We start from the raw sequence: 18,245 nt of genomic DNA, 5'->3' as shown, positions 1-18,245 counted from the left end.
TGCACGGGAGTTCTTCGTGTCGCAGACGCCGGAGCTGACGGCGATGGCTGACGCGGTGATCGATCTGGAGGTGATGGCCGGGTAGGAAAAGAGCGCGTCAGCAGATGATGCGGGCACTCTGGGTGGCAGGGCCCCCTGGCGCCGCCGCCTGGATTGATGCCAACGGGTGCAAGGGCTGGCCGCGCCCTAGCAGGAGTTGAGGGGCGCCGCTCTTGGGTTGGGCACCCGGACCAGACTGATTGCAGTCGGTCAGATGCTGGCGGGCTATACCTGCTGACGACCCAAAGCCGTCCCAGCAAAATGCGAAGAGCAGTCAGTCATTGACATCACTCAGACCCTAGAGGTCACGCACTGCGCCAGCCCGTCCAGCAGCACGTCCTTGGGCATGTCACGCCCGATGAAGACCATCTTGCTGTCGCGTTTCTCGCCTGGCTTCCAGGCGCTGCCGATGTCAGATCCCATCAGCATGTGCACCCCCTGGAAGACGACGCGCTGCTCGACATTGCGGATATTGAGCACGCCCTTGTAGCGCATCAGCTTGGTGCCATAGACCTGCACGATACCGCTCAGAAAGTCCTCGACGCGCTCCAGGTTCAGCGGCCGGCTTTCGCGAAAGACGAACGAGGTCACGTCGTCGTCGTGCTCGTGGTCCACGTCGGTCAGGAACTCGGGCTCGATCTCCAGAATGGCGTTGAGGTTGAAACCACGGATGTCCAGCAAGTCGTCGATGGCCGCCACGCCATGCTTGGCCTCGCCGATCTTGGCGCGCGGGTTCATCTTCACCAGGCGCTGGCGCAGCTGTGCCACGTCGTCAGGCTGCACCACGTCGGTCTTGGTGATGAGGATGCGGTCGGCAAAGCCCACCTGCTCCTGTGCTTCGTGGTGTTCGTCCAGCTGCTGCGGCGCGTGCTTGGCGTCGACCATGGTAACGATGGCGTCCAGCAGGTAGTGCTGGCCGATGGCCTCGTCGACGAAGAAGGTCTGCGCCACGGGCGCAGGGTCGGCCAACCCGGTGGTCTCGATGATCACGCGGTCGAAATGCAGCTCGCCGGCGGCCTTCTTCGCATGCAGCTCGCCCAGGATGCGCACCAGGTCGCCACGAACGGTGCAGCAGATGCAGCCGTTGTTCATCTCGATGATCTGCTCGTCACGGTCTTGCACGAGCAGCTCGTTGTCGATGCCGGCCTCGCCGAATTCGTTCTCGATCACAGCGATGCGGTGGCCGTGCTGCTCCTTCAGGATGCGGTTGAGCAGCGTGGTCTTGCCGCTGCCCAAGAAGCCGGTGAGGATGGTGACGGGCGTAAGGTTCATCGGGCTTTCTCCTGTACTGCTGCGTGTTCCGAAGGGGCGTGAAGGTCGGAGCTGCCGCTGCGCAGTGCGCTGAGGGCTCCATAGGCCGACAGTGCAAGTGCCACGCAGGCGCCGCTGGGTGCATCGAAGGCCCAGCTCGCGGCCAGGCCCGCGCCGCAGGCCGCCACCGCGCCAGCCCAGGCCAGGACACGCGAGGCGCCGGCGCGCTGCCACAGCGCTGGCGCGATCAGCGTGGCGAACACCAGGAACAGGCCGAGCACGGGCACGGCCAGGCTCGCCACAACAGCGAAAACCGGGAAGAAGATGCCGTCGCGTGCGAGTCGCCGGCCGAGCGGGAGCACAACCGCGGCACAGGAGGCCAGCACGACCACCTGCGGCCACTGCGCCCACAGCACGTCGGCGGCCAGCAGTTCGGACATGCGCTCGCGGCCGTGCGGGTCCTGCCGCGAGCCCAGCAGTGCGATGCTGGCGCCTAGCACGTACAGCAAGCCGATCAGCGCCTCGCGCTGGCTGGGCCAACGCCGCGACACCCAGGCGACTGCACCGGCGCATGTCAACGCACCACCGATGGCCAAGGCCTGGGTGGTCAACCAGTCGGGGTGGTCGACCAGAGCCCCGACCCAGAGCGCCGCGGCGGCCGCAGCCTGCGCCACCGCCAGGTCGATGAAGACAACACCACGCGCCAGCACCTGCGCGCCCAAGGGTGCGAGGGCCAGCACACCCAACATCAACGCGGCCACCGGCAGCAGGAACCATGTGTCCAAGGCTAGCGTACTGTCATTCATCGTCTGGCCGCCTGCAGCAGCTCGCGGAGCAGGCCGTCCATCCACTGAACCAACTCCTTCTCACCCGCGCCTTCAGGCACCGTCGCCGGCAGTACCAGCAAAGGAACCACTGCCGTACCGTGTGCAGCCAACTGCGCCGTCAGCCACCGGCCCGGGCGTGGATCCTGGTAGGCGGAGATCACCACGGCCAGCGGTGGCTTTGCGCGCAGACCCTCGAGCAGCCGTTGCAGATGCCCCGGTGTGGGCGACATGCCAGGCTTGGGTTCGAGGTCGGCCACCTGCTTGATGCCAAGCCAATGCCACAGGTATCCGAACCCCGTGTGTTGAGCCGCCACCTGCTGCCCGCGCAAAGGCGCGGCGCGCGCTTCCCACTCGGTCACCTGCAGGCGCCAGCGGGTCTCGAAGCCCATGCGGCGCTGCTCGATGGCGGCGCGCTCGGCCGGCGCTTCGTTACCAAGCCGCTCGCTCAGTTCACGCGCTACCACGAGCAAGTTGCGAGGATCCACGTGCAGGTGTGGATTGCCCTCGGCATGCACGTCACCGGCCCAAGGCGTGCCGATGGCGCCGGGCTGGGGATCAATCAGCACCACGTGGTCCGACGCAAAGAAGACATCGCGCGCGCGGGCGTTGCCGGCACGCTCCTGCAGGGTGGGCAACCAACCCGACTCCAGCGACGCGCCGGTGCATACCGCCAGATCGGCAGAGCGCAGCTGGGCAATGAGGGCGGGTCGAGCCTCGATGTGATGCGGGTCTTGCCCCACATGCGTGGCCACATGCACACGCGCCGCAGGCATCAGCACGCGTGTGAGCGCGGCCCACTCGGGCTCGCACGCGAACACCGTGAACGCGGCCGCGGGTGTGACCAGCCACGTCCCGACGAGTCCCGACAGACCCACGCGAAAAGCCTTCAGGCGGCGGCTAGTAGGCATGGGCACCATGCGCCCCAAAGGCCAGCACATACTGCAGTTGCACCGAGCGCTTGGCCGGGTTCTCGAACCCCACGGCGTCGCGTTGCGTGGTGAACTGCAGGCGCAGCGACTGCATGTGGCTGGGCTTCCAGGCCACCATCACCGCGCGCTCACGCAGCAGCACACTGTCGAAGTGATCCTCATGCGGCATGCGCGCGCGCAGCCAATCGGCCCGCGCACCAATCTCCCAGTCCGGGCGGAAGCGCCACACCACAGTGACGGCATTGGCCTCGTGCTTGTCCCGTGACGTGGCGAACTGGCCGAGCCCCGTGATGCGCGCTGCCTCAAAACCCACGCGCACCTGCTGGTCGCGGTTGTTGCCGCCGGGTGCCCACTTCCATGTGGCGTCGATCATCCACGTCTTGCGGCCACTGAACTGCGCACCGTGGGCATGCTCATGGTCGTGGTGTCCGTGAGCCTCTTCGCCCCCTTCTTCGTGCCCGTGTTCCTCCACAACCGCCTCGCGTCGGCTGCGGATGCGCGACAGGCCCAGCTGCCAGCTCTGCGAGCGGTTCAGGTCAGCGCCCGTCTTGACCACGAGCGTAGCGATGCCTGGGTTGCGCGAAGGGCGCACCGTTTCTTCCACCAGCCGCTTTCCACCAAAGGCCTCGACCCCAAGCAGAAGGTAGAACGGTGTCGGCGCGGTCCAGTTGAGGCGCACACCGTCGTCGTTCCAGTGTCCACCGAAGAAGCCGCGATACAGCAGAGGCCGCTCGACGAAGTCGTCGGCATGCGGATGCTGCTGGTTGAGGTAGCCGATCTGCGACGCGAAACGCCCACCGCGAACCTGCAAGCCAGCGGGCAGGCGCGTGGTCTCGATCCACGCTTCCTCCAGGCTCTTCTCCAGCTTGCCGTCGTGCGTTTCGAACATGGCGCCGAGGTGCGCCTTGAACAGCGCGCCCACAGGTCCGCTGGCTGTAAGGTCGCTGTGCCCCAGTTGAAGGCCCTTGTCACGGCTGCCCAGCGCCAACGCACTAGAAGTCAGCCCGACGTCCAACACGGCGCCGAACTGCCAACCGCCGGTGGTCTGAGCCGATGCATGGGTGCAGGCGGCCGATAGCGCGAGCACTGCACAAAGCGTGGATGTGGTTGTCATCGAGATGGCCTCATCGGATGATGCCGAGCCACGCCAGGGCGGAGGGCGTGTAGCCGAGATCGCGGCGCGTCACGACCGCGCCGGTGACGCTGTTGACGACCACGAGCTGTCTGGCCACCGGATCGGTGACGTAGACCTCGTCCTTGGCGCCGTTGGCCGCCATCGCAGGCCAGGGCGCTGCCGTCGGCATGGTTGGGATGGCCGCTGTCACTCGCAGGAGGTTGACCCATCCCGCGCCCTGGCGCTGCGCGACGATCAATGTGCCCTGGTCGTCGACGATGAAGAAGCGTTGGCCGCTGCGATCGAATCCATGTGCGCGCCGCACGCGAGAAGTGGCCCAGCCCTCGGGCGTGAAGTCGCTGACGGTTGCCGTCTCGCCATTGACGGCGTAAAAGCGCGTGGTCACCGGCGCCGGGGCTGTGCCCTCGGTGGCGATGCCAATGAAGTGGTCCGGCAGACGCGGATGTCCCGCGATCGTGCCCACGCGCAGCGCGGTGACCAGCAATTGGCCGTCGCTCACCGTGGTGGCGGTGGGGTGCTTGACGAGCATCATGCCGGATGTGCAGCCCACCAGCGTGCTGCTGCCTGCGCTGAAGCTGCCGTGCATGCCAGTGCAGACTGTGGGCAGTTCGCGCACCAGCGTGTAGGCAGCGCCGTTGCGCTGATGCAGCGCCAGTTTGGTGGGCAAGGTGTCGGTGCCTACGCTCCAACCCGCCAGCAGCTTGTTGCCCACCGGTTCGGCCAGGCCGTGCATGGGCGTGCTCAAGTCAAGCGAGGCGACAAGGTTGCCAGCGGCAATGGACGCGTCGGTAAACAGGCGTACGCCGGCGTTTTGCACCGGCGTGGCCGCGCTGTTTCCATCAAGGAAGAAGGCCGCCTGAACACCCGCCTGGTTGTCGTAGTGGGTGGGACGCGCGCCTGCGAGCACATAGCTCACCGCGCGTGAGGCCTGCTTGTAGTCGTGCAGGTGGTTGCCATGATCTTCTTGATAGATCCCACCATCGACGAACTGCACCCGGTCCTGCGTGCGTTGCGGGACTACCGCGTAGCGGCCGCCCGGGCTGGCGTACACCGCCGAGGGGGCGCCTTGCATGACGTGGCTGGCCTCGACCGTGCCGCTGTCCAGGTCGTGGATGCGCAGCGTGGCGGTGTTCACCTCTGTGACCGCCAGTCGCCCAGCGGTGTCGATGGCAGTGTTCTCGTGCTCGTGTTCTGCTTCGCTTTCGACTCCGCCGCCGCACGCGGTGAGCATGCATACAGAGGCTAGGCTGCTCAGCAGCCACCGACGGCAGCGGATCGTGCTTGTCATCATGGGTTTTCTCCTTCGAGTGAGATGGATGGGTGTGTCCGCTAGGCCCTGAGCGGAAGGCGTGGAGGGCTCATGTTCGAAATGCCGCGATGCAACGCGTTGGTCGTAATGGTACTGCATTATCATTATTGAAACGGTCACCGAAACCCGACCGATGCAACTTTCCGCCTCGCCCGCTGGCCCCGCAGCACATTCGCCCAGCGTCACCCCCTCCCAACTCCGGTACCCTTGATGCATGGAACGCAACACCCGTCAGCGCAGCGCCATCCGCGACGCCATCGCGCTAGCCGACCGCCCGCTGCTTCCGCAGGAGGTGCTGGACGCCGCCCAGAAGGAGGTGCCTGGCCTTGGTTTCGCCACCGTCTACCGCAACCTCAAAGCACTGGTCGAGGAAGGCGAACTGCAGGCGGTGAACCTGCCCGGCGAGAACCCGCGCTACGAATTGGTGGGGCATCAACACCACCACCACTTCCAGTGCCGGCAGTGCCAGCGGGTGTTCGACGTGCATGCGTGCCCCGGCGACCTGTCAGGTCTGGCGCCGCAGGGCTTCACGGTGGAAGACCACGATCTGACGCTGTACGGCCGCTGCATGGACTGCGTGGCGCCGGCTGGCAAGCGCGCCAAGCGCGCGAGTGCAACGGCGCGCACAGCCACTCATCGGCACCGCGGCTGACCCGCGGCGCGACGCCGTGCTGACGGCAAGCGCCGCGACGCGCCTGTTGCTGGCCAGCGCGGCGATCGCCCTGCTGTGGCTGGCCGTCGCGTGGGCCATCACATGAACGCCGCCGTGACCGTACGCGACTTGACGGTGTCCTACCGCGGCCACCCGGCAGTCCATCACCTCAGCGGCGCCTTCGCGGCCGGCGCGCTGACTGCCGTGGTTGGCCCCAACGGCGCGGGCAAGAGTACTTTGCTGGGCGCGCTCGGCGGCACGATCCGCGACTTTGAAGGCCGCATCGAGCGCGACTCGTCGCTGCGCGTGGCCTATCTGCCGCAGGCCTCGTCGCTGGACCGCAGCTTTCCGGTGCGCGTGCATGAGGCGGTGACCATGGGCTTGTGGTCACGCATAGGCAGCTTTGGCGGCCTGCGGCCCGAAGACCGAAGCGGCATCGATGAAGCACTGGCCGCCGTGGGTCTGATCGGTTTTGCGCAGCGCTGGTTGGGCGAGCTCTCTGCTGGCCAAGCCCAGCGCGTGCTGTTCGCGCGGGTGCTGGTGCAGGACGCCGGGCTGATCCTGCTGGATGAACCCTTCAATGCCATTGACGCACGCACCACGGCCGACTTGCTGGCGCTGCTGCATCGCTGGAAGCAAGAGGCGCGGACCGTGATTGCCGTTCTGCACGACATCGAACAGGTGCGCGAGCACTTCGAGCAGGTGCTGCTGCTGGCCCGCGAACGCGTGGTCTGGGGGCCGACGGCCGAGGTGCTGAAGGCCGAGCACCTGTTCAAGGCGCGGCAAATGGCCGAAGCCTGGGACGAATCGGCACCGGCCTGCAAGGTGTCGGCATGACCGGGTTTGCTGCTTCGCTGCTCGATCCCTTCATCGAGTTCCCGTTCATGCGCCGGGCTCTGGTGGCCACGTTGGCGTTGTCGCTGGGCTGCGCGCCCATCGGCTGCGTGCTGGTGCTGCGACGCATGAGCCTCGTGGGCGACGCGATGGCGCACGCCGTGCTGCCCGGGGCAGCCGCTGGCTTTCTGCTGGCGGGGCTGTCTCTGCCGGCCATGAGCGCGGGCGGCTTCGTCGCAGCGTTGGCGGTGGCGTTGGCGGCCGGTTTCGTCACCCGCAGCACACCGCAGCGTGAGGACGCCAGCTTCGCGGCCTTCTACCTGATCGCGCTGGCGCTGGGTGTGCTGCTGGTGTCGCTGCGCGGCAGCCAGATCGACCTGATGCACATGCTGTTCGGCAGCGTGCTGGCGGTGGACGACGCGGCGCTGCTGCAGATCGCCGTGGTGGCCAGCCTCACGCTGTGGGCGCTGGCGCTGATGTACCGGCCGCTGGTGCTGGAGAGCTTCGACCCCGGCTTCCTGCGCAGCGTGGGCGGCCCGGGTGCGCGCGCGCACATGATGCTGCTGGTGCTGCTGGTGGCTAACCTGGTCAGCGCCTTCCAGGCCCTGGGCACGCTGATGGCGGTGGGCTTGATGATGCTGCCGGCAGCCGCCGCCCGTTTCTGGGTGGCGAGCCTGCCGGCGATGGCTGTGCTGTCGGTGGCCATCGGCGCGGTGTCCGGCGCCGCCGGACTGCTGCTTAGCTACCACGCAGAGTTGCCGTCCGGCCCTTGCATCGTGCTGGTTTGCGGCGGTGCCTACATCGCCTCGGTTCTGTTCGGCGCTCGCGACGGCATCGTCACGCGACGCTTTCTGGCTGCGTCCCACCTCACCCGTTGAAAAAAATGACTCTGAACCGTCGTCAAACCCTCCAGCTCGGCAGTGTAGCCCTCGCCGCGCTGCATCCCCTGGCCACCCGCGCGCAAGCCCCGGCACGCCGCGTGGTCACCAGCTTCTCCCTGCTGGCCGACATGGCGCAGGAACTGGCGCCCGCCGGTGTCCAGGTCACCGCGCTGGTCGGGCCCAACGCGGACGCTCATGTCTACGAGCCCAGCCCTGCCGACGGCAAACGCCTTGCCCAGGCGGACCTGGTGTTGATCAATGGCCTGGGCTTCGAGGGCTGGATCGAGCGCATGGTGAAAGTGTCGGGCTACCGCGGTACGGTCGCGGTGGCCAGCCAGGGCATCCGCGCACGAACCGGCGGTCACCACGATGCCGATCCCCATGCTTGGCAAGACCTGACGCTGGCGCGGCGCTACGCCACCAACATCAGCGCCGCCTTCACGCAGCGCTGGCCTGCGCAGCGCGACGAGATCGCCCGGCGCGGCGCGGACTACTTGGCCCGCATCGATGGCCTGGACAAGCAGGTGCGCGAGTGGCTGGATGCGGTGCCGCGCGCCCAGCGCCGCGTCATCACCTCGCACGACGCCTTCGGCTATTTCGGTGCGGCCTACGGAGTGGACTTTCTGGCGCCCCAGGGCTGGAACACGCACAGTGAACCTTCAGCCGCTGCCGTGGCGCGCCTGATCCGACAGATCAAGAAGGACGGCGTGCGCGCGATCTTCATCGAAAACATCAGCGACCCTCGGCTGGTCGAGCGTATCGCCCGCGAAGGCGGTGTGCGCATCGGCGGAACCCTGTACTCCGACGCCCTCTCCAAACCCGACGGGCCTGCGCCGACCTACCTGCGCCTGATCGAACACAACGCGCGCAGCCTGGCTGCCGCGCTGCAGGCCTGAATCACCACCGCCACCCACCTGAGGAGATCCTATGAACCGACCGACCGTTGTTTTGTGGATGAGTTGCCTGGCCTTCGCTGCGGCCCCAGCCTGGTCGGCGGGCAAGGCGCACGAACACGGCGCGCTGAAGCTCGACGTGGCGATCGAAGGCAACAAGCTCACGATCGCGATGGAAGCACCGCTGGACAACCTGCTCGGGTTCGAACGCGCGCCACGCACCGACGCCGAGCGCAAGGCGGCCGCCGAGGTACTGGCCCGGCTGCGCAGCCCGAACCAGGGCAAAGCGCTGTTCAGCGCAGACGCCGCCGCGCAATGCACCCTGAGCAAGGCCGACGTGCAGGCGCCGGTGCTCGAGCCCGGCGCCAAGCCGGCACCGAAGGACGAACATGCCGACCTGGATGCCAGCTACGAGTTCAGCTGTGCTCAGCCTGCCGAACTGCGCAGCCTGGACGTCGGGCTTTTCGACGCCTACAAACGCATCCAGCGCATCGATGTACAGGTGGCGGGGCCGAAGTCCCAGTCGAAGGTGACCTTGAAGCGGCCGGCGCGCAGTGTCAAGCTGGTGCGGTGAACAGCGACCGCGTGAATGGCCCGCTGGCATAGCGCCGAACGGCAGCTAACTGGGGTAAGCCGGAACGGCGGGAACTGGCCGTCAAGGTCAGTACGACGACCACCCGCGAACGACAGCATCGGCTGCGCCGCAGACGCTCACGGCTTGTCTGTAAGCCGACGACCGGAGATGGAACCAAGGCCGTCACACTGAGGCCCACTTGCCCAAGAGAAACGGCGCCGGCTCCATCCCTGCAGGGATGAGAGCGCGGCGCCGTGGTTGGTCAGTGTTCTGCCTCAGCCGGCCATCAGCGTGACCGGTGGCCCGTCGACAAGGTGGCGGACGATGCGGTTGCCCGCGCGCCGACGGCCATCGCCTTCGACTTCGTCGACCAGCCGCGCCGGCAACAGAAGACCCAGTTCGGCGACCTTGGCGCGCAAGGTCTCGATGTCAGTCCAATCCAGGAAAGGCTCCTGCAGGCTCGTGTAGAGCGTGTCGTCTGGCCCGTTGGCGACCTGTAGGAAACAGTCCCCCAGACGCCGGTCGAAACCGGCCACGACCTCGACCGGAAGGCCGTTGATCGTGGCCGTCGCCAGGTGCTGGCTCATGGTCCTGGCTCTGCGATCTCGAAGACCGGCAGGCCCTCGATGACCGCAGCCTCGCGATCGAACATCAGCCAGGCCACGCCGGCGGACTCGGCCACCTCGAAGAGCGTGGCCAGGTCGGGTTCGGACGGAACCCGGTACTTCGGTGATCCGACATAGACGAATCCGCCGCAGTCGGTCGGATAGGCGTTCACGGACAGGTCGTCATCGGCGAGCTTGTGGCGCGTCGCCGAACTCAGATGCTTCAGGGACAGGCTGGCCAGCATCTCGGCTTGCTGTTGCAGGCCGGTGACGGGCAGTGTTGGCATCGTGGCTTCCTCCTCGGGTTGAAATGGGAGATGGGGGGACTCAGGCGTTCGCCCGTCGGCCGGCCGCGCGAGGGGTGCACGGGTCGCGCCCTTCGATCGTCCAGCGCGGGCAAACGTCATGCCGCAGTCGCGGCAGCGGAACCAGTGCAGGCGTCCGAGCGCGCCCAAGGGCACGCCGTCGCCGGCACAGCAGGGGCAGGTCGGGGGGGTTTTGTCCGACATGGGCATCCTTGATTGAACTTGGATCGGCGGGAGGCGCGCCGCGTGGGCGGCGCGCTTCTCGCGGCTGTGTCGTGCAGAGCGTGGCTGCCGCACATGGCGTCAGAGCAGTCCTCGCTCGGCAAAGCTGACGCACTGGTCGCCAGCGACGACCAAGTGGTCGATCAGGCGCACGTCCACCATCGCCAGCGCGGTCTTCAGCGTCTGTGTCAGGAACTCGTCCGCGCGGCTCGGCTCGGCCTGGCCGCTCGGGTGGTTATGGGCCACGGCAATCGCGGCGGCGTTGCGTGCCAGGGCACTCTTGACCAGTTCCCGCGGGTACACCGAGGTCTGGGTCAGCGTGCCCCGGAACACCTCTTCATGGGCGATCAGGCGGTGGTTGGCGTCCAGGTACAGCGCGAGGAAGACCTCGTGCTGCAAGCCGGCGCACCGCAGTCGCAGCCAGTCGCGCAGGACCTGCGGCGAGGACATCACCGGGCCCTGCGCCATATGGTCGCGCAGCTCGCGCATCAGCAGCTCGCGGGCGACACCGAGTCGGCGTTTCAGCAGTTGCTGCGTCGATGCGTCGTCGTTCGGCGACTCCCGGTCGCTGACGTGCAGCGCAACCAGGTGCGGGTGGGGGTTAGGGGCAGCGTGGATTCGCAGGCCCAGCATCTCTGCCTCCAGGTCCTCCCGTGACGCATGGGCGGCATCGGGCAGGTCTGGCAAGGGGTGGAAGTTCATGGCGTTCTCCTCTCGTGGCGAAAAGGAAGACGGGAACGCCGGTCCCCTCCATTGCGTGGGGGACTGGTGTCCCCGCAAGGGAAGGATGTGCTGACGCACGAAGGAACGTGGCCGGCACGGTGGCTCAGGTGGTCATCCGAGGCAGGTAACGACTGCGACGCCGTTGCCGCCGGTTTGGTCGGCATCGGAAACACTCCTGTCGGGAGTGGGGGTGAGCACGTCAAGTCTGCGCCATCGGCGCCGGGGTTTCAACCTGGGTGGTGCCAGCGCCCGCGCAAGCGCCGCCAGGGGCCGGGCCTTGGTCGGTCAACGGTGAACAGGGTGGATGGCGAGCATTTGGCAAGCAGCATCGACGGTGCCGATCGTGGCGCAAAGACCACGGCCCGGCCGGGTCTGATGGCCGGGAGACCGCAAAAGTGACACCCCAGACGCACCCCAGTGTCACTGCAGAAATTTCTTCAGCTTGGGCGTCGGCAGATGCTCTCGGCCGTGCGCGGCTGCGCGAAGATGCGTGCCCTTTGCAACCACCGATCCGCCATGCTGCGCAACGGAAACCAGGTCCGATTGACCCGCCCCGAACGGGCACGGCTGGCCCGCATCACCGCCATCGAGCCGGGCACCATCCGCAGCGTCGAGGATCTGCAGGCCTACGTCCGCCGCTGCAAGGCCCACTACTGGCGCAGCTCCGATGACACGCGCTTTTTGCACTGGCTGATCGACCGCGAAGTGCAGTCGCTGGCCACGGCCTGAGGCGGGCCCGTCCTCGCAGAAGGAACAACGCCCCCGGTACAGGACCGGAGGCGTTGCGGGAGAGGCTTGGCAATGGTTGTGAGTCGCCGTGTCGATCGCTGTGAAAGATCATCAACCTGCTCAGCGGAACACACGAGGCTCCACACTTGCACCCCGCATGAACGCGAGGTACGCACCGGCCTTGCCGATGTCGTCGAAGCTCGCCACGGGCTGCTCATACAGCACCACGGCCCAGGGCCGGCCAGCCTGGTCGCTGGCGCGGATGCGCAACTCCGGTGGCTGCCAGCGGTCGTGGCGGTACAGCGGCAGGCCGGTGTCCCAGTCCATCAGCGCCAGCACATGCGCACAGAGGATGGCCGTGCCGCCCGCTTCGCCCAGCTCGACGAGCAGAGGCACCTTCAGCAGGCCGGTCGAGCGGCCGACCGTGCCGACCACGTCGAACTCGTCCAGCCAGCTCGCGCCGGTGCCGGTGTCGCCCAGCACCAGCCGCACCTTGCGGCCGTCGCGGCGGCATGTTTCCAGGACCCGTGCCAGACGAGGGTCGGTGCCGGGGTCGTAGTAGGTGCTGTCGCTCTGGGCGGACTCGCCCCAGGCGCGCACGGCGGCAAGGTACTTCTGGTAGCCGGTGAGGCTGCTGGCGTCATCGGCGCCGGGCATCAGGTCGGGGCGATCGAGGCGCTTCGCGATCTGCTGGGCGTGATCACGGGCGTTGTCGAAGCCGAAGCAGCTCACGCCGCCATCGGTGGCGATGACGTACAGGCGTTGCTCGAGGTTCAGGGTGATGTCTCGCATGGGGGGGGGCTCTCTCGAGAATGGTTGGCGGACATCGGCCCTGGCGGGACGGGCCCGCGGGCGGTTGAAGGGGGTTCCGGGCGCGCCCGGGTTGGAAGCCGGACGGCGGCGTCTCAGGCCCGGTGCAGCCCTTGGGGCTGCACCGGGCCCGGCCATCGCATCAGCGCCGGCTGACCTGCACGGCGGGTGCGGGGCTCTCGTCGCGAGGCTCCGAGCCGTGCTGGGGGCTTGCGACCGAGGACATGCCCGCCTGCTGCTGGAAACGGGCGTGCGCGTCGGCGAACTCGGCGTCAGCCAACAGGCTGCGGACCTGTGCGGTGGCCGGTTCGACCGTTCGGTTCGAGTCAGCGCCAGAAGCTGGGCGTGCGCCTCGCTTCGATGTCGCCGGGGCGGCTTGCGGCTCGGCCGTGATGGCCTCGGCCAGGAGATCTGCGCTGCGGTGAAAGCCCCGCTGCGTGGCGCTGCCGAAGAAGGCCACCGGTCGCATCAGCGTCAACTGCACCAGCAGGCGCAGCCACTGCCCGATGCGCTTGTCGCGGGCCTGGCGCACCTTGTGGACGCGCAGCGACTGCTTGCAGGACAGGTACAGCGCCAGGTGCCGGCGCTTCATCTCGGCGTCGCCGTCGAGCTGGGCCATCACCTCGGCGGCGAGGGCAGCGTCACGTCCGACGCGCTTGTAGAAGCCGACCCAGGCGCGCTGCTCTTCGACGTCGACGGTGCCGCGCCGAGGTGGGTGGCTCTGGAAAGATCGGTCAGGGAGGGGATGACTCATGGGGTTCTCCAAGAAGGCGAGGGAACCCCGACCCCGACGGGAGACGGTGACTCCCGGAGGGTGGATGACGAGGACAGGGGGAATGTCGAGAGAAACGGGGTGTCGGGTGATGGCGCACCGACGCCATGGCTGGCGGTCGGTTCACCATCCCCGAAACCCGAGGACTCGATCGGCACGAGAGCGATGCCACGACGGACCACTCCGTGCCCGCGACCATCAGGTCGTGAGGACAGGAGCGATGCCGCGGCGCAGGCCCTCGGCAATGCCGATCCAGCGGTCGGCGATCCGGTCCAGGTAGACCAGGTCGTCGGCCGCGATCTCGCCCGAGGCACGGAGCCGGGCGATAACTTCCTTGACCAGGAGGGGATCCTCCCGGGCCATCACGACAACATTCGCGATGGCGGTCGAGGCGATGCCACTGCGGTAGGTGTCGACCGTCATGGTCAGCACACCGTGGCGCAAGGTGCGCACGCCAGAGGGGCCGCAGCCTCGCACACCATGCGGGTGGACGCATGGGACGTGCAGGGCCAGGGCCGAAGCAGCACCGGCAGGGCAACAGGCCGCCGAGCGGGCACACGGGCAAGCCCGGTACCACCCAGCAGCATGCACACCGGCGCGACAGCGCGGTTCCAGGGAACGGGACTCATGGGGTTCTCCTTCAGGGGTGAAGGGAAACGCCCATCCCTGGCGGGGAACTGGGGTTCCCCGTCTGGGATGCCCTGCCGGGAAGGCAAGGCGCTTCGTCGCGCACAGGTGCGTGCGCGAGCTGCAGAGGTCCGCGTCCGTGGGGACGGGGCCAGGGCAGATGCGTGCGTCAGGCCAGGCTTCTGATCGAGGTCAGGCCAGGCTGATGAGCGCAGGGCGCGTCACGACGCGGAGGTCGTGGTGGGCGCGTTCGTGAAGCGGCCACGACGCGAGGTCACGGCCGGTTCCAGGTTTCGGATCCGCGGGGATCTGAATCGGCCCGGTACACGGAGGTGCCGGACGGGACACGAGGCAGGTAACGACTGCGACGCCAGCTGGGCTGGACTTCAGGGCGGCCGGAGCCACCGATGAAGGCTGAGCAGACGAAGTTGTCCGCAGGAAGCGGCATCAGTGTGCGGTGAGGCATCGCGGCGGGCAAGGGCCGAGGGCGAACGCTGCGCGCTCGCCCGCCCAACCGGCGGGCATTCGGGTGGCTTGGGCGAGAAAACGACAAGTGGCGTCAGGGGATCCCCGAATGTCAGCCCCGCGGCGAGCGGCGGCTGACCGAATCGAGGCGACAGCGAGTTCGTATAGTGGACAGCCGTCAACAGGGAGCCTGCGGCGCCCCAGCTGATTTCCGATGACTGTTGCCAGCTACACCTTCGATGACTCCGATGCCCTGACTGCCGCGGGCGTCCAGGTGCGCATACCGGCTGGCGTGCATCTCGTGGAGCGGCGCTTGCTGGTGTTCCGAGTTCGCTTGGGTGAGCGTGAGGTGGATCTCACGTTGGCCGAGTTTGATCGGCTTCAGTCGACGGGTGCGGTCAGGGCCGTTGCAGGGCCGGCAGCGACAAGCAGAGCACCCGCCTGATGTGCGTTTCTGACCTCACCCACTTCCTCGACAAGTCTGGCGCCTTCGGCCCAGTCAAAGGTCCCGCCCGCGCGATGGCGCAGTTCCATGTCGAGGTGGTCGCCCATGCCTCAGATGCCACGCCAGACGCTCCAGCGGCGCCGAGGTGCTTCAAGTGCAAGAAGGGGGTGGTCGAGGCTGCCCGGGCCCACGACGAGGCTATCGTGTGGGTTTGCCCGAGGTGCCGCACGGATGGGCGCATTTCGAACTGGCAGGGGAGCCTCTGGGATCTGCGCGACCGCCCGTCGGCCCCCGGTTGACACAGAAGGCGAACATGATGGGTCTGTCATCGAAGTTGTTTCTGCTCGCCGCTGACGACACGCTGCATGCGCTGGCCAGCACGGCCTTCATGCGAATGCTGCGCCGGGAAGAGGTCGCACGTGTTCCCGACTTCGCCGGAAAGCGTGTTCGCCAAGCCAGCATCGTCGTGGAAGTGGTGGGCGGCAAACCGTCGCGCATGGTGCACTGGACGTTCTCGGTTCTCGACATCGATGTTGACGGTCTGCTGGATGCCGAGCGCTTGAGTACCCAGCAATTCGCCCGCGTGGACGACCCGTTCAAACCTGAAGGGCCGGCTCAGGCCAGAGGGGGGCCCATCATCGATGCAGCCAATCGATTTGTCGCCCGAGGCGGCTCCTGGGAGCCCGACAAACGCTTGCTGCGCCGCATCGAGGCTGCTGCGCTGGGGCAAGTGGCGTGTCCCCGGGTTCGGGTGGTTCGATGAGTGTGGTTGCCAGAGCAGGGCCGCCTGGTGCGGCTGACAGCGCTTGGCCGGTCTCCAGGAGTTCATCAGATGCACGTCGTCCTGGCGCATCGCTGACCGAAGGGACCGGATCAGCGGTTCGGCGGCGCGACCACTGTGGATCAAGCGTCGCGCTGGGCTGGCAACGGGCAACACCGCGAACGAACTGCCGGATAGCTGATCTTCGCGAGTGCCCGGCTTCGGCCATCAGGAGACATTGGCGAAAGGCACGTTTGTGGTGCCCCGCCTTGCTCATCTCACGATAGACCCAACCGGTCCAGCATGCGTCGGCACAGGGCGCGCGGCCAAGTGTTCCCTCGGTCAAGCACCACCACGGACCGGCGAGACAGTGGCAGACGATCTACAGCTTCGACGCCCGATTCAGGAACAGCAGGGAAGCGAGGCGCCGCTTGGCTGCAAGGCGTCGACTCCGAACTCCAACGCAGCTGGCTCAGCCGGCCAGCCCCCTCGTCAAGGCGGAACGCGTCGGCGCAAGGTCTTGCGCATGCACGCCTTGCCCGGCGACGTCGTCCGGCAGCGGCCGGCCCAGCAGCAGGGCCGCCGCAGTGCGTGCCAGTGAAGGGGCCATCTGGATGCCATAGCCGCCTTGCCCTGCCAGCCAGAAGAAGCCTTCGGCGGCGGAGTCGTAGCCGACCACTGGCGAGCGGTCGTGCACGAAGCTGCGCAGGCCGGCCCAGCGATGGTTGAGCTTGCGCACACGCATGCTCGTCGCAGTCTCGAATCGGTCCACCGCGATGGCAATGTCCATCTCGTCGGGTGCGACGTCGCAAGGGTCCATCGGGTCCTCGTTGGCCGGCGACAGCAGCAACTGCCCGGCATCGGGCTTGAAGTAGAACTGTTCGTCGACATCGATGACCAGGGGCCAGGCGCTGATGTCCAGCCCGGGTGGTGCGGGCAGCGTCACCGCGGTGCGACGCATCGGCTGCAAACCGACCGTCGGCACACCTGCCTGCCGGGCCACGCTGTCGGCCCAGGCCCCGGTCGCGTTGACAAGGACGGGCGCCTCGAAGTCCCCGGCCCTTGAACGGACCCGCCACGAACCTGCGGCGCGCTCGATCGCGACCTCGTGGGCGTCGAGCACCAGCCGAGCACCCGCCTGCCGCGCATGGCGGATGTACCCCTGGTGAATGGCGGCCACATCCATGTCGCTGCCCGATTCGTCGATGGCCGCAGCCGCGATCCAGTCGGGCCGCAGGATAGGGCACAAGCCCATCGCCGCTTCGGCCGACAAGGCACGCAGCGTGGCTGGCGCATCGGGTGCGTCGAGCATGGCGCTCAGCGCCGCCAATCGCTGCGCGTCGCACACGAAGAGCGCGCTGCGCGGCGAGAGCAAAGGCGCTGCAGCAAACCCGGCCGGTGGGCGTTCCAGAAAGGCCCGGCTGGCGCGCGTCAAGGCGCGCACGGTGGCGTTGCCGTAGCTCTCGAAGAACATGGCCGCAGATCGACCGGTCGCATGCCGCCCAGGCTGGTCCTCGATCTCCACCAGAACCACCTTGCGGTGCGGCGCCAGTTCGGCGGCCAGCGATGCACCCGCCATGCCGGCGCCGAGGATGATGACTTCGTTGGCCGTTGACATGGTCATGTGCTCACAGACCCAGGCCCCGGCCCGAACCCACCAGCGTGTAGCGCTGCGCCCCATGGGCCAGCGTGACGACGATGGCTGGCCGGTTGCCGGCATGCACGGGGATGTCGAGGCGCAGAGCGGAGTAAATCGTGCGCAGGCCCTCGGGCTGCGGATGCACCACGAAGACCTCCTGCACCACCGCACCTGCCGGTGCCGTGGCCGAAGGGTGTATCGAGTCCATCCAGTCGATGTAGAACGGCACCAGGCCGCGGTACAACTCGTGGTCCAGGTACAGGCCCTGCCAGCGCAGCGTGTGGCCTTGCGGCGTGACGCGTGAATTGGCCTTGCTCGGGCGCACGCCCAGTCCGGCTGCCAGCGCCCGCGAATGCACGGCCGGCAGGTCGGACGTGGCCACGGCGAAGCTGATCACGTCGCCTTCGGGCAGAGCGGCCACGCTCTGTGCGAAGGGCGGCCGCTCGGTGCCCGCGGCTGGCGCAGGGGCAAGCACCTCGAGGTAGCACCCCGTGCCCAGCGACAACAGCGCATTGCAGGTGCCGTAGTCGGCCGCGTGTTCGCCGCCGTAGATCGGCGTCAAGCCCAGGCCGGCGGCCAGCGCGTCGTTGGCGGCCTGCAGGTCGGGAACGGCATGGACCAGGTGATCGAAGGGCGGGGCTTGCATGGCAATCGGGCTTGGGTGACGGTCAGGGTGTGGCGCTGCCAGGCAACGCCGTTAGGTTGACGCAGTATTTTACTTAAAGTCAATTCACCACATGCGAGGCCCGCATCCACAGCAGCGCCATTCGCGCAAGCCACCAGGCGGCGGGACAATTTTTTATCGCCTGGAGTCCGCGA

At 67.5% G+C, this 18,245-nt stretch carries 21 protein-coding genes; 7 read left to right on the top strand and 14 right to left on the bottom strand.

Features of this window, described 5'->3' with window-relative positions; genetic code table 11:
- Positions 1 to 330: 330 nt before the first annotated feature.
- From KA711_12655 to KA711_12635, 5 genes are all read right to left on the bottom strand, one after another.
- A complete protein-coding gene (locus KA711_12655) occupies positions 331 to 1,311 on the bottom strand; it encodes a GTP-binding protein (protein MCM0609822.1) in 981 nt (326 codons plus the stop codon).
- On the bottom strand, positions 1,308 to 2,075 hold the full coding sequence (locus KA711_12650) for a metal ABC transporter permease (GenBank protein MCM0609821.1): 768 nt from the start codon (positions 2,073 to 2,075) through the stop codon (positions 1,308 to 1,310). Before KA711_12650 ends, KA711_12655 begins: the two co-directional genes overlap by 4 nt.
- 17 nt (positions 2,076 to 2,092) lie before the next feature.
- Entirely contained in the window at positions 2,093 to 3,025 is a 933-nt protein-coding gene (locus tag KA711_12645) for a zinc ABC transporter substrate-binding protein (GenBank protein ID MCM0609820.1), read from the bottom strand.
- Positions 3,015 to 3,935, bottom strand: coding sequence for a hypothetical protein (locus KA711_12640; GenBank protein MCM0609819.1), 921 nt, complete (start codon positions 3,933 to 3,935; stop codon positions 3,015 to 3,017). The genes KA711_12645 and KA711_12640 overlap by 11 nt, the downstream gene beginning before the upstream one ends.
- 235 nt (positions 3,936 to 4,170) lie before the next feature.
- Positions 4,171 to 5,676: a hypothetical protein gene (locus tag KA711_12635; GenBank protein ID MCM0609818.1), complete on the bottom strand. Its 1,506-nt coding sequence runs from the start codon at positions 5,674 to 5,676 to the stop codon at positions 4,171 to 4,173.
- 28 nt (positions 5,677 to 5,704) lie between these two features.
- Between KA711_12635 and KA711_12630 the strand changes: the two genes are divergently transcribed.
- The 5 genes from KA711_12630 (at position 5,705) to KA711_12610 (ending at position 9,324) form a co-directional block, all read left to right on the top strand.
- Entirely contained in the window at positions 5,705 to 6,142 is a 438-nt protein-coding gene (locus KA711_12630) for a transcriptional repressor (GenBank protein ID MCM0609817.1), read from the top strand.
- A gap of 102 nt (positions 6,143 to 6,244) precedes the next feature.
- Positions 6,245 to 6,979: a metal ABC transporter ATP-binding protein gene (locus KA711_12625; protein MCM0609816.1), complete on the top strand. Its 735-nt coding sequence runs from the start codon at positions 6,245 to 6,247 to the stop codon at positions 6,977 to 6,979.
- Positions 6,976 to 7,854: a metal ABC transporter permease gene (locus KA711_12620; GenBank protein MCM0609815.1), complete on the top strand. Its 879-nt coding sequence runs from the start codon at positions 6,976 to 6,978 to the stop codon at positions 7,852 to 7,854. The genes KA711_12625 and KA711_12620 overlap by 4 nt, the downstream gene beginning before the upstream one ends.
- A 5-nt stretch (positions 7,855 to 7,859) precedes the next feature.
- Complete coding sequence (locus tag KA711_12615; protein ID MCM0609814.1) at positions 7,860 to 8,753, top strand: zinc ABC transporter substrate-binding protein; 894 nt, start codon at positions 7,860 to 7,862, stop codon at positions 8,751 to 8,753.
- A 58-nt stretch (positions 8,754 to 8,811) separates the two neighbouring features.
- Complete coding sequence (locus KA711_12610; protein ID MCM0609813.1) at positions 8,812 to 9,324, top strand: DUF2796 domain-containing protein; 513 nt, start codon at positions 8,812 to 8,814, stop codon at positions 9,322 to 9,324.
- A 275-nt stretch (positions 9,325 to 9,599) separates the two neighbouring features.
- Here the strand turns inward: KA711_12610 and KA711_12605 are convergent, their stop codons facing one another.
- The 3 genes from KA711_12605 to radC form a co-directional block, all read right to left on the bottom strand.
- Complete coding sequence (locus KA711_12605; protein ID MCM0609812.1) at positions 9,600 to 9,911, bottom strand: hypothetical protein; 312 nt, start codon at positions 9,909 to 9,911, stop codon at positions 9,600 to 9,602.
- Complete coding sequence (locus tag KA711_12600) at positions 9,908 to 10,216, bottom strand: hypothetical protein (protein MCM0609811.1); 309 nt, start codon at positions 10,214 to 10,216, stop codon at positions 9,908 to 9,910. The genes KA711_12605 and KA711_12600 overlap by 4 nt, the downstream gene beginning before the upstream one ends.
- A 321-nt stretch (positions 10,217 to 10,537) precedes the next feature.
- Positions 10,538 to 11,158 (bottom strand): DNA repair protein RadC, encoded by a 621-nt coding sequence (radC, locus tag KA711_12595; protein MCM0609810.1) that lies wholly within the window; start codon positions 11,156 to 11,158, stop codon positions 10,538 to 10,540.
- 537 nt (positions 11,159 to 11,695) lie between these two features.
- Here radC and KA711_12590 point away from each other — a divergent pair.
- Positions 11,696 to 11,908, top strand: coding sequence for a hypothetical protein (locus tag KA711_12590; GenBank protein MCM0609809.1), 213 nt, complete (start codon positions 11,696 to 11,698; stop codon positions 11,906 to 11,908).
- A 120-nt stretch (positions 11,909 to 12,028) separates the two neighbouring features.
- On the opposite strand, the gene KA711_12585 is transcribed toward KA711_12590, so the two are convergent.
- From KA711_12585 to KA711_12570, 4 genes are all read right to left on the bottom strand, one after another.
- The gene (locus KA711_12585) at positions 12,029 to 12,700 is read right to left on the bottom strand and encodes a hypothetical protein (protein ID MCM0609808.1); all 672 of its coding nucleotides are present in this window, start codon (positions 12,698 to 12,700) and stop codon (positions 12,029 to 12,031) included.
- Positions 12,701 to 12,860: 160 nt separating this feature from the next.
- Positions 12,861 to 13,472, bottom strand: coding sequence for a hypothetical protein (locus KA711_12580; GenBank protein ID MCM0609807.1), 612 nt, complete (start codon positions 13,470 to 13,472; stop codon positions 12,861 to 12,863).
- Positions 13,473 to 13,688: 216 nt separating this feature from the next.
- Positions 13,689 to 13,913, bottom strand: coding sequence for a hypothetical protein (locus KA711_12575; GenBank protein MCM0609806.1), 225 nt, complete (start codon positions 13,911 to 13,913; stop codon positions 13,689 to 13,691).
- A gap of 1,050 nt (positions 13,914 to 14,963) precedes the next feature.
- Positions 14,964 to 15,134: a hypothetical protein gene (locus KA711_12570; protein MCM0609805.1), complete on the bottom strand. Its 171-nt coding sequence runs from the start codon at positions 15,132 to 15,134 to the stop codon at positions 14,964 to 14,966.
- Positions 15,135 to 15,340: 206 nt separating this feature from the next.
- Here KA711_12570 and KA711_12565 point away from each other — a divergent pair, with 206 nt between their 5' ends.
- A complete protein-coding gene (locus tag KA711_12565; GenBank protein ID MCM0609804.1) occupies positions 15,341 to 15,790 on the top strand; it encodes a hypothetical protein in 450 nt (149 codons plus the stop codon).
- Positions 15,791 to 16,259: 469 nt separating this feature from the next.
- On the opposite strand, the gene KA711_12560 is transcribed toward KA711_12565, so the two are convergent.
- Positions 16,260 to 17,411, bottom strand: coding sequence for an FAD-binding oxidoreductase (locus KA711_12560; protein ID MCM0609803.1), 1,152 nt, complete (start codon positions 17,409 to 17,411; stop codon positions 16,260 to 16,262).
- Positions 17,412 to 17,415: 4 nt separating this feature from the next.
- On the bottom strand, positions 17,416 to 18,072 hold the full coding sequence (locus tag KA711_12555; protein ID MCM0609802.1) for a VOC family protein: 657 nt from the start codon (positions 18,070 to 18,072) through the stop codon (positions 17,416 to 17,418).
- Between the last annotated feature and the right edge of the window lie 173 nt (positions 18,073 to 18,245).

This window comes from Ideonella sp. WA131b, from assembly GCA_023657425.1.
Taxonomy (GTDB): Bacteria; Pseudomonadota; Gammaproteobacteria; order Burkholderiales; family Burkholderiaceae_C; genus Rubrivivax.
Note: the sequence above shows the minus strand (reverse complement) of the source record. Positions and strands in the feature narration are given on the sequence as shown.